Below are 12,895 nucleotides of genomic sequence, written 5' to 3' on the forward strand. Positions count from 1 at the left end.
AATAGGGATTTATGGGAATTTCAACATCTCGCCCCAGGCTCCAGGGTTAAGACCACTTTTAGTTTCAATCCCTAATAGGGATTTATGGGAATTTCAACTACCTACGCTGAAAATGATATCGTTTCTCTTATTGTTTCAATCCCTAATAGGGATTTATGGGAATTTCAACTTGAATGCCCTACTCAAACGGGTATCCAAAGCAAGTTTCAATCCCTAATAGGGATTTATGGGAATTTCAACGGCGCTGGGACTGATAGACCATGCCAAGGCACCAGTTTCAATCCCTAATAGGGATTTATGGGAATTTCAACCCCTGAGATTGATGTGATGGGGCAAAAGCGATTAATCAGCGGTTTCAATCCCTAATAGGGATTTATGGGAATTTCAACCTCTTTCCAGTAGGTGCTATGGACTGATCGCCCTTTCTGGGTTTCAATCCCTAATAGGGATTTATGGGAATTTCAACCGAAGAGGCGATAGGTGTACAGACTGCCACAAATGTTTCAATCCCTAATAGGGATTTATGGGAATTTCAACTTGCCGTCAGTCATGCTTTCAAAAGAGATGGATAGTTTCAATCCCTAATAGGGATTTATGGGAATTTCAACTATATTATGAATATAAGAGCAGAAGACGCACTGCTAGGTTTCAATCCCTAATAGGGATTTATGGGAATTTCAACTTGATTTTGAATATACCAATACCTGCCGCTCTCGAAGTTTCAATCCCTAATAGGGATTTATGGGAATTTCAACCCGTTGCTGGTTACTTCGGTTTAGCCCAACAGCCTAAGGTTTCAATCCCTAATAGGGATTTATGGGAATTTCAACAGTTCATATTTGATAGCCTTTATAAAGGCATCCACGTTTCAATCCCTAATAGGGATTTATGGGAATTTCAACCTACTAGGAACCCTAATGCGAACCATAGCCGTTATAGTTTCAATCCCTAATAGGGATTTATGGGAATTTCAACTCTACTTTTGTTAAAGGCATAAGGATGCCCAACGGGTTTCAATCCCTAATAGGGATTTATGGGAATTTCAACGGAACCGAGCCAGGTACCGCAGCAACCGCAGCTGCGTTTCAATCCCTAATAGGGATTTATGGGAATTTCAACTCACTACTCTAAAATGGATGGAAAATATCGGGGATTGGTTTCAATCCCTAATAGGGATTTATGGGAATTTCAACCTCAACCCCCCGGATACAGATTTCTTCTTCTGTAGGTTTCAATCCCTAATAGGGATTTATGGGAATTTCAACCGGCGATTATAATAGTGTTGGGGATGCTAATCTACTCGTTTCAATCCCTAATAGGGATTTATGGGAATTTCAACCTACATCCGTAAGGGTATAGATTCTGAAAGTATTGTTTCAATCCCTAATAGGGATTTATGGGAATTTCAACCAAACATTGCAGCCCGAAATGTTTGGTTGCCGAATTGGTTTCAATCCCTAATAGGGATTTATGGGAATTTCAACCAAGTACTATCCAAGTAAAAGGCACTAATTATCCGTTTCAATCCCTAATAGGGATTTATGGGAATTTCAACCTGTGAGTATTGTGGAGCTGGGGGCCAAATTCTTGGTTTCAATCCCTAATAGGGATTTATGGGAATTTCAACAATTCTAGCATTTCCAGTCAAGCTGCTTGATTAAAGTTTCAATCCCTAATAGGGATTTATGGGAATTTCAACTTCTGTCTTACGCATTGATTGGTACAATCCGGGGTGTTTCAATCCCTAATAGGGATTTATGGGAATTTCAACAGGTTGATGTTAATTATGGTATGGCGAGTTATGTTGTTTCAATCCCTAATAGGGATTTATGGGAATTTCAACATAGTTGAAACCTATATCTGGAGGGAGGTACGCTAGTTTCAATCCCTAATAGGGATTTATGGGAATTTCAACCAAATGAAATGACACAGCAACATACAAATAGAATCGTTTCAATCCCTAATAGGGATTTATGGGAATTTCAACTGTCGAAGATATCTTTCAAGCACCGGACAGGCAAAGTTTCAATCCCTAATAGGGATTTATGGGAATTTCAACCATTGAATCATCCACCTCAAGCAATTAATTCATTAAATGTTTCAATCCCTAATAGGGATTTATGGGAATTTCAACAATCAAAAATACGGTAAAAAGCCAACTAAATTAGCTGTTTCAATCCCTAATAGGGATTTATGGGAATTTCAACGCTGTACCGTTGTTTCAGTTCGTTCTAAACACCCACTGGTTTCAATCCCTAATAGGGATTTATGGGAATTTCAACCATCATCATCCAAAAGGATGGTTCACCGAAGACAGTTTCAATCCCTAATAGGGATTTATGGGAATTTCAACTCCAGCAGGACAACATGAAGTGCTTAATTGCCGATGTTTCAATCCCTAATAGGGATTTATGGGAATTTCAACACCGAATCGGCTAGTCATTCGCTTCTCGCCCCTTCGTTTCAATCCCTAATAGGGATTTATGGGAATTTCAACCGGATACATCAACACGGTATTTGAGTAAAGCTGCTTGTTTCAATCCCTAATAGGGATTTATGGGAATTTCAACAAATGAAGTACGAGTTTGGATAGCTCAGGATTCATGTTTCAATCCCTAATAGGGATTTATGGGAATTTCAACAAATCATGATTTATGATTTCTGAGATTTCTATAGTGTTTCAATCCCTAATAGGGATTTATGGGAATTTCAACAGACCATGAATCCTGAACCAACCCGAACCGAACCGTTTCAATCCCTAATAGGGATTTATGGGAATTTCAACCCCTCTGGTCATGTAATCGAATAGATCTTTGCCCGTTTCAATCCCTAATAGGGATTTATGGGAATTTCAACGTTTCCATCTTGAATGAATCCGGGGTGCTGGATGTGTTTCAATCCCTAATAGGGATTTATGGGAATTTCAACCTCGCCCTCGGTCTAGCCGGTGAATCAGGTGAAGCCGTGTTTCAATCCCTAATAGGGATTTATGGGAATTTCAACCAATATTGGACCAATTCAGTATCGAGGTTATATGGTTTCAATCCCTAATAGGGATTTATGGGAATTTCAACGCCAAACCTCCCGAATCTTGGTGGAGTATTTGAACAGTTTCAATCCCTAATAGGGATTTATGGGAATTTCAACTGGTTACGCGGGAGAAATCGGTGGTATGGAAAGTGGTTTCAATCCCTAATAGGGATTTATGGGAATTTCAACTCAATCAATCGTCAGCAGATGGTCGACGATTTTCAGTTTCAATCCCTAATAGGGATTTATGGGAATTTCAACGTGATTATCCTTATCTTCACCAGGAGAAGTCCTTCTCTGTTTCAATCCCTAATAGGGATTTATGGGAATTTCAACTTTTGTACCTTGCGATGTTTCCGAGGAAGAGGTACGTCACGGGAGTTTCAATCCCTAATAGGGATTTATGGGAATTTCAACCCATCAGCCCAACAACAGCAACAGCAGCAAGCAGAGTGTTTCAATCCCTAATAGGGATTTATGGGAATTTCAACCCAACGTGTAACGGTACAGGGAGGCTACCGGACCCAGGTTTCAATCCCTAATAGGGATTTATGGGAATTTCAACCCCCAGCCAGAGAAGCCGCAGCCACAGCCCCACCCGGTTTCAATCCCTAATAGGGATTTATGGGAATTTCAACTCGGTAAGTACTGGCAGAGTCACCTGGCGTTTATTCGTTTCAATCCCTAATAGGGATTTATGGGAATTTCAACATGGATAAACTAGCAGTCGTTCAGGATCTCCGAAAGGTGTCTGAGGTTTCAATCCCTAATAGGGATTTATGGGAATTTCAACCTGTAAAACCCCTCAAGGTTTGCCAGTGGTAAGTCGTTTCAATCCCTAATAGGGATTTATGGGAATTTCAACCCTGCCAGATGTCATATATTAGCCCGTGGATGTCCAAGTTTCAATCCCTAATAGGGATTTATGGGAATTTCAACGTGAGGTTGCCTGCAGTGATCTTGCCATTCTGGATGACTTGTTTCAATCCCTAATAGGGATTTATGGGAATTTCAACGCAAAGAGAGTCTACATTGTAGAATGCTTCAAAGTTTCAATCCCTAATAGGGATTTATGGGAATTTCAACTTTTTCTCTAATGTAAGAAACACATACATTAATGTTTCAATCCCTAATAGGGATTTATGGGAATTTCAACGAGAATGTCTGACTATAGAATTCGTTATCCCAGTTTCAATCCCTAATAGGGATTTATGGGAATTTCAACTTTAACATCTTTGCGTATTCGGCAGCTTCTCTAGCGTTTCAATCCCTAATAGGGATTTATGGGAATTTCAACCTGGATATCTAATCGATCAATTATTAGATCGACTAGATTTGTTTCAATCCCTAATAGGGATTTATGGGAATTTCAACAGCTTGGATAGCTCAGGATTCATGGTCTGTTGCCCCGTTTCAATCCCTAATAGGGATTTATGGGAATTTCAACCAACCTCGCCAAATGGGGAGGGCATAGACCAGAGGTTTCAATCCCTAATAGGGATTTATGGGAATTTCAACCCCCGGATAACACTCTTCACGATATTCTCATCGTGGTTTCAATCCCTAATAGGGATTTATGGGAATTTCAACTAGTTGTAGCGAGAATAGTAAATACATATTGAATGTTTCAATTCCTAATAGGGATTTATGGGAATTTCAACATCATAGCTAGCCTGTCAAAGCTTGGTCATCAGGCTGTTTCAATCCCTAATAGGGATTTATGGGAATTTCAACCCCCAGGATCGTAGTCGTTAGCCAGTCCTTTTCTAGGTTTCAATCCCTAATAGGGATTTATGGGAATTTCAACCAGCCATCGCTGTTGCCGGTAATGTTAGAAGATGTTGTTTCAATCCCTAATAGGGATTTATGGGAATTTCAACTATATATAGATCATGTATATCTGCATTACTTACAGTTTCAATCCCTAATAGGGATTTATGGGAATTTCAACCTCAGAAAATCCACCAGAAGACATTAAGTATGAAGAGTTTCAATCCCTAATAGGGATTTATGGGAATTTCAACATCTCCCTGAGATCGGCTTTAAGCGAGGTTGGTCAGTTTCAATCCCTAATAGGGATTTATGGGAATTTCAACTCAAGTCATTAGCCGCTGCGGTTAATGATGGATTGTTTCAATCCCTAATAGGGATTTATGGGAATTTCAACCTTACATTAACTGTTAGAAATCGCCCTTTAAATGGTTTCAATCCCTAATAGGGATTTATGGGAATTTCAACTTCAAGCATTGAATTTCTCCTACAAAGATTTAATGATGTTTCAATCCCTAATAGGGATTTATGGGAATTTCAACTTGGTGAATTGCCCCCAAAGTGTGACGAGATGCTAAGTTTCAATCCCTAATAGGGATTTATGGGAATTTCAACTAATTCGTTACGGATGTCTGAGGTATCCCATTCGGTTTCAATCCCTAATAGGGATTTATGGGAATTTCAACAAGCGCTTTAGATGGTTTTAATCAGATGATCTCTGTTTCAATCCCTAATAGGGATTTATGGGAATTTCAACCTCAAGTCGCTAGCTGCTGCCGTCAACGATGGGTTGTTTCAATCCCTAATAGGGATTTGTGGGAATTTCAACGCGAAGTCATCATGAAACGCGCATTCATCAATCACGTTTCAATCCCTAATAGGGATTTGTGGGAATTTCAACACCCAGAGAATGGTTATTCGGGAGAATACCTATTATCGTTTCAATCCCTAATAGGGATTTGTGGGAATTTCAACTCGATTAGATATCCAATGTGATGTGTATGAGAGTGTTTCAATCCCTAATAGGGATTTGTGGGAATTTCAACAACAAGCGCTTTAGATGGTTTTAATCAGATGATCTCTGTTTCAATCCCTAATAGGGATTTGTGGGAATTTCAACGTGCTTCAATCACGAGCCGGAAGCACTAGAGACTCGTTTCAATCCCTAATAGGGATTTGTGGGAATTTCAACTTAGCCCGCTCATCAGAGGCAGGATCTAAGTCAATGTTTCAATCCCTAATAGGGATTTGTGGGAATTTCAACGTTATCTTCATCTATAATGGCTATTCTTCCAAATGTTTCAATCCCTAATAGGGATTTGTGGGAATTTCAACGGAACAACTAGATGCAGAGCAACTAGCACAAATATACCGTTTCAATCCCTAATAGGGATTTGTGGGAATTTCAACGTGGGGTTAACCACCACCCCAGAACCTAGAAAACGTTTCAATCCCTAATAGGGATTTGTGGGAATTTCAACGCCATCTCCGGACGGTCTGAGGCTACTGGGTCGAAGTTTCAATCCCTAATAGGGATTTGTGGGAATTTCAACGCTATTTTGTTTTGAGTTTCAGGTTTAGGTAGCGGATGTTTCAATCCCTAATAGGGATTTGTGGGAATTTCAACTTTACATTAACGGTAAAGATGGCAAGCTAGGCAAAGTTTCAATCCCTAATAGGGATTTGTGGGAATTTCAACTTCGCGCTGATCCATATCGTACGACCCAGTCGCATGAGTTTCAATCCCTAATAGGGATTTGTGGGAATTTCAACTAGTGCTTGTAGATGCTTGATAACTGCCGAAGGGTTTCAATCCCTAATAGGGATTTGTGGGAATTTCAACGCTGGCTAGGTCGGGTTGCTCAGGATTCATGGTCTGTTTCAATCCCTAATAGGGATTTGTGGGAATTTCAACTTAGAGAAGAAAGGAGTGAATATTAAACTGAAATGTTTCAATCCCTAATAGGGATTTGTGGGAATTTCAACGCTGGACTCTTAAATGTGCTAGGCCAGATTGGAAGGTTTCAATCCCTAATAGGGATTTGTGGGAATTTCAACCTATTAAGAGGGACTCAATAATCATTGCCCCTCTGGGTTTCAATCCCTAATAGGGATTTGTGGGAATTTCAACGAGATTTCAATAATCATCCCATTTATCTTGGATCTGTTTCAATCCCTAATAGGGATTTGTGGGAATTTCAACAACAACGGGGACTCTATCACTGGGATGGATTAATCAGTTTCAATCCCTAATAGGGATTTGTGGGAATTTCAACCGCACTCAACGCGACTGGATGCGATCGCATCTTTGAAGTTTCAATCCCTAATAGGGATTTGTGGGAATTTCAACACAAATGCCCCCCCCAGTGACCAGCAGCAACTCAGTTTCAATCCCTAATAGGGATTTGTGGGAATTTCAACCCACAGCCCACCGGGAATAGCAACCGACTGAACACAAGCAACCGTTTCAATCCCTAATAGGGATTTGTGGGAATTTCAACTAGAAACTACGCTGTAGCTTTCTTTCTATCTCAAGCTCTTGCGTTTCAATCCCTAATAGGGATTTGTGGGAATTTCAACTTTGTGCCCTGCGAGGTATCTGAAGAGGAAGTACGGGTTTCAATCCCTAATAGGGATTTGTGGGAATTTCAACGCTTGGACATTTTGGGTAGGTCGCCGCTCTGTTAGTTTCAATCCCTAATAGGGATTTGTGGGAATTTCAACTCACCATCAGTTCAATCATTCAGATACACATCCCGTTTCAATCCCTAATAGGGATTTGTGGGAATTTCAACCAATGATGCTCAAGCCGGGGAGATAGCTGTTAGAAGTTTCAATCCCTAATAGGGATTTGTGGGAATTTCAACTCCAACTAGGCAACTTTCCCACACGCTCCTATATAAAAGTTTCAATCCCTAATAGGGATTTGTGGGAATTTCAACCCGGGGGGTTCCATTTTCAGTAAAGCAGCTTGTTTCAATCCCTAATAGGGATTTGTGGGAATTTCAACCTGTAGAGTCCCTCAAGTTCTGCCAGCGGTAAGTCGTTTCAATCCCTAATAGGGATTTGTGGGAATTTCAACTCTATAGAGATAAAGAAGCAAACGGCGTCCGAGGAGGGTTTCAATCCCTAATAGGGATTTGTGGGAATTTCAACAATTTGTACTTCTTCACATCTTGCTTCCAGCCAAAAGTTTCAATCCCTAATAGGGATTTGTGGGAATTTCAACTGCATAGAAAGCAGCCTTTTTAGAAATCATTAATGTTTCAATCCCTAATAGGGATTTGTGGGAATTTCAACGCTCTCTGGAGACGTTCTTTAAGGGTGGATTATGTTTCAATCCCTAATAGGGATTTGTGGGAATTTCAACCCCCCTCCGTAATTAAGTACCAGCTCGAAGAATGTGTTTCAATCCCTAATAGGGATTTGTGGGAATTTCAACAAAATCCAAGATTAAATACCCGGCACCATTTATGGTTTCAATCCCTAATAGGGATTTGTGGGAATTTCAACTTGATTTTTCACATCTTCCATATAATCCACATAAGTTTCAATCCCTAATAGGGATTTGTGGGAATTTCAACCTGATCGCCAAGTACAGACCAAGGCGTTAATACCGTGTTTCAATCCCTAATAGGGATTTGTGGGAATTTCAACTTTTCAATCTTACCTACACGATTTTGTATACCTTGTTTCAATCCCTAATAGGGATTTGTGGGAATTTCAACTGGTAAAGTGAAAATTGCTTTAGCTGCCAATGCTGTGTTTCAATCCCTAATAGGGATTTGTGGGAATTTCAACTCTTCCATAATCTCTGTATAATGCCTATCTTTCGTGTTTCAATCCCTAATAGGGATTTGTGGGAATTTCAACTTGGACAGTCTGCTCCTACTCCTAAAATCGTGACATTAATGTTTCAATCCCTAATAGGGATTTGTGGGAATTTCAACAACTCATTGGGGGGATCAAGGACATAAACAGCTCGAATAATAGTTTCAATCCCTAATAGGGATTTGTGGGAATTTCAACCTGCTCCTCCGGATTTAATTCGATTTTACCGCAAAATCTAAGTTTCAATCCCTAATAGGGATTTGTGGGAATTTCAACGAAAAGAATGGAACTTCGGCAACACACCGAATGAATATGTTTCAATCCCTAATAGGGATTTGTGGGAATTTCAACTCGGCGCTGTGCGGTTCCTGGGAATGGCACTCAATGTTTCAATCCCTAATAGGGATTTGTGGGAATTTCAACAAGGCTACCACCGAGAACCCACTCCTTAAAGAAATTGTTTCAATCCCTAATAGGGATTTGTGGGAATTTCAACGTCTTAGCAGTGTCCGGGGTCATGGTGACGTAGTTGTAGTTTCAATCCCTAATAGGGATTTGTGGGAATTTCAACCCCCAGCCAAAGCGGGTATCGTTGGTAGCTACGGTCGAGTTTCAATCCCTAATAGGGATTTGTGGGAATTTCAACTCTAGTCAAAGCTGATGAACTCCGTAAAGATGATCTGGTTTCAATCCCTAATAGGGATTTGTGGGAATTTCAACATTTCAATCTCCTTTAGATGACTTGATGAAATAGTTTCAATCCCTAATAGGGATTTGTGGGAATTTCAACAAACTACAGGTCTAGATCCTCACACCAATAGAATTCGTTTCAATCCCTAATAGGGATTTGTGGGAATTTCAACCACAAGAAACTGAAGATTCTGGCTGCTCGTATAGGAACGTTTCAATCCCTAATAGGGATTTGTGGGAATTTCAACCGCTCTTTAAGAGAAGGGTAGCCATTAACAGTAGTTGTTTCAATCCCTAATAGGGATTTGTGGGAATTTCAACATGGCACAGTTTTACATGAGGGTATGGGGTAGAGATGTTTCAATCCCTAATAGGGATTTGTGGGAATTTCAACCTCACAGATGCCACTCAGGAGAACCTATATGGAGAGTTTCAATCCCTAATAGGGATTTGTGGGAATTTCAACTGGATCTCTATCTGGCACGATTCGATTCTCTACTTGTTTCAATCCCTAATAGGGATTTGTGGGAATTTCAACTCAAGCATATCTGGTTATCTGTGATACCACAAATGTTTCAATCCCTAATAGGGATTTGTGGGAATTTCAACAAAAGTATATCTTTCAATCGTTCCGAATGTGGTAAGTTTCAATCCCTAATAGGGATTTGTGGGAATTTCAACACAGTGGGGTTTTTTTCCGATGTGGTGTGTTCTAGCGAAGTTTCAATCCCTAATAGGGATTTGTGGGAATTTCAACATATAGAATTTTTAGCTCTACCTCAGATGGTTAATGTTTCAATCCCTAATAGGGATTTGTGGGAATTTCAACTTGCTAGCATTTTTTCTATCGCAATTCGCTAGGGATAGATCTCTAGTTTCAATCCCTAATAGGGATTTGTGGGAATTTCAACCTGTGTATGAATGTTAAAGAATATAAAGAAATTCTACGTTTCAATCCCTAATAGGGATTTGTGGGAATTTCAACTGTAGCTAATCCCTCGAAATTAGCTAAAGGTTTCCGTTTCAATCCCTAATAGGGATTTGTGGGAATTTCAACATGTAATTAAATGCTGTAGGTATGTAGCAAAATAGTTTCAATCCCTAATAGGGATTTGTGGGAATTTCAACTTGCTGCCGTCGTAGAGCGATTGCAACCCCAACAGTTCCAGTTTCAATCCCTAATAGGGATTTGTGGGAATTTCAACATTCCCGGTTATCAGGGAGGCGAGCCAAGGCTTCAGTTTCAATCCCTAATAGGGATTTGTGGGAATTTCAACATTATCTGGGTAATGGTGGGTGCCGTCTGCGAACCCGGTTTCAATCCCTAATAGGGATTTGTGGGAATTTCAACCCTTTGGGCGTCGCACCTGGCGGCAACACAGAAAACATCTGTTTCAATCCCTAATAGGGATTTGTGGGAATTTCAACCTGTGAGCGTGAAGCGCTGGGGATGTTCCATGTTTCAATCCCTAATAGGGATTTGTGGGAATTTCAACCCCACCCAACGACAACATCCGTAATCTGCTCTGGGTTTCAATCCCTAATAGGGATTTGTGGGAATTTCAACCTGTTTTTACCGACTCGCCTCAAGTCCATGAATCGCAGTTTCAATCCCTAATAGGGATTTGTGGGAATTTCAACAAGTGTATAAAAGGAGACTAAGTACAGTGGCATTGTTTCAATCCCTAATAGGGATTTGTGGGAATTTCAACAAGCGATCGCCTCGTCTGCCTGACGATTCAGCAGAATTTCGTTTCAATCCCTAATAGGGATTTGTGGGAATTTCAACTAAACGTACACCGTCTGATAGTGTCTTCCACTTATCTAGTTTCAATCCCTAATAGGGATTTGTGGGAATTTCAACTTGTAGACCTAGCGATCGCCCCGCTAGGTCTGATGTGTTTCAATCCCTAATAGGGATTTGTGGGAATTTCAACGGATCTCTAGCGACTGCTGGAGGTACCAAATAAGAGTTTCAATCCCTAATAGGGATTTGTGGGAATTTCAACCCGCTCTCCAAGCTCAGCAACGAAAGCTACATCCGTTTCAATCCCTAATAGGGATTTGTGGGAATTTCAACTTGCCTCGCCTTTGCCTGCCACGACGATATTTGTGTTTCAATCCCTAATAGGGATTTGTGGGAATTTCAACGTTTGGGGGCAAGCCCATTGACCCGCTCGTGGATGAAGTTTCAATCCCTAATAGGGATTTGTGGGAATTTCAACGTCAATTGGGCAGCGACAGGCGGCGGCATTAAAGAAGTTTCAATCCCTAATAGGGATTTGTGGGAATTTCAACCCTCTGCGCGCTTCTGCTGCTAGCTCTTCGAGTAATGGTTTCAATCCCTAATAGGGATTTGTGGGAATTTCAACTGCTCTTTAGTTAGGGTCAAGCTGCCATCCGCGCCGTTTCAATCCCTAATAGGGATTTGTGGGAATTTCAACGGTAGGCTCAGCAGTGTCAACCCTAATTTACAAGTTTCAATCCCTAATAGGGATTTGTGGGAATTTCAACCGGGTGTATCCTCCAGCCGTAGAGGCTGGTTATTAGTTTCAATCCCTAATAGGGATTTGTGGGAATTTCAACCAAAATGGCTGGCGAAGCACTCTATCCCCTCAGTTTCAATCCCTAATAGGGATTTGTGGGAATTTCAACAATCATCGATGATTGGCTCTCCTTTACTGGATACTACGTTTCAATCCCTAATAGGGATTTGTGGGAATTTCAACTCTCCAGGTGCTGAGAGAAAAGCAAATGTACATAGTCAAGGTTTCAATCCCTAATAGGGATTTGTGGGAATTTCAACCCAATGGATCGGCTAATTGATAGCCATTAGCTGTAGTTTCAATCCCTAATAGGGATTTGTGGGAATTTCAACGATCCATGAGGATGGATCATCATTTCAGCCTAAGCGTTTCAATCCCTAATAGGGATTTGTGGGAATTTCAACCAAACAGATATAAATACATAGATGAAATTAATAGCAGTTTCAATCCCTAATAGGGATTTGTGGGAATTTCAACTGAGTGGATATAGATCTGTGTTTGCAAGTGCTGTGTTTCAATCCCTAATAGGGATTTGTGGGAATTTCAACAGAATACAGCATTATAATCCTGTACTTAATGATCGTTTCAATCCCTAATAGGGATTTGTGGGAATTTCAACGTGGTATGTTCCAGCGAAAACTCGGAAGATCCGAGGTTTCAATCCCTAATAGGGATTTGTGGGAATTTCAACATGTACTTGTACCAGTTGCTCCGCACTCAGTTCGTTTCAATCCCTAATAGGGATTTGTGGGAATTTCAACTCTAGTAAATTACAATTTTATAAAAGATTTAATAAAAGTTTCAATCCCTAATAGGGATTTGTGGGAATTTCAACGCAATTTCTGCATCATTTCCGGGGTAAGCGGATAAGTTTCAATCCCTAATAGGGATTTGTGGGAATTTCAACACGTCTACTTTGAGCTAGAACAACAGCTTACGGAGTTTCAATCCCTAATAGGGATTTGTGGGAATTTCAACTGTTTTGGCAAGAGGCTTTCCACCTCTATCGGTTTCAATCCCTAATAGGG

At 40.5% G+C, this 12,895-nt stretch carries 1 CRISPR repeat array (cut by both window edges).

Features of this window, described 5'->3' with window-relative positions:
- Positions 1–12,895: direct repeats of the CRISPR family, unit length 37 nt; unit sequence GTTTCAATCCCTAATAGGGATTTGTGGGAATTTCAAC (it extends past both window edges: 7,794 nt to the left, 11,420 nt to the right).

It is taken from the genome of Coleofasciculus sp. H7-2 (assembly GCF_042747725.1).
In the GTDB taxonomy this organism is placed as follows: domain Bacteria; phylum Cyanobacteriota; class Cyanobacteriia; order Cyanobacteriales; family FACHB-T130; genus FACHB-T130.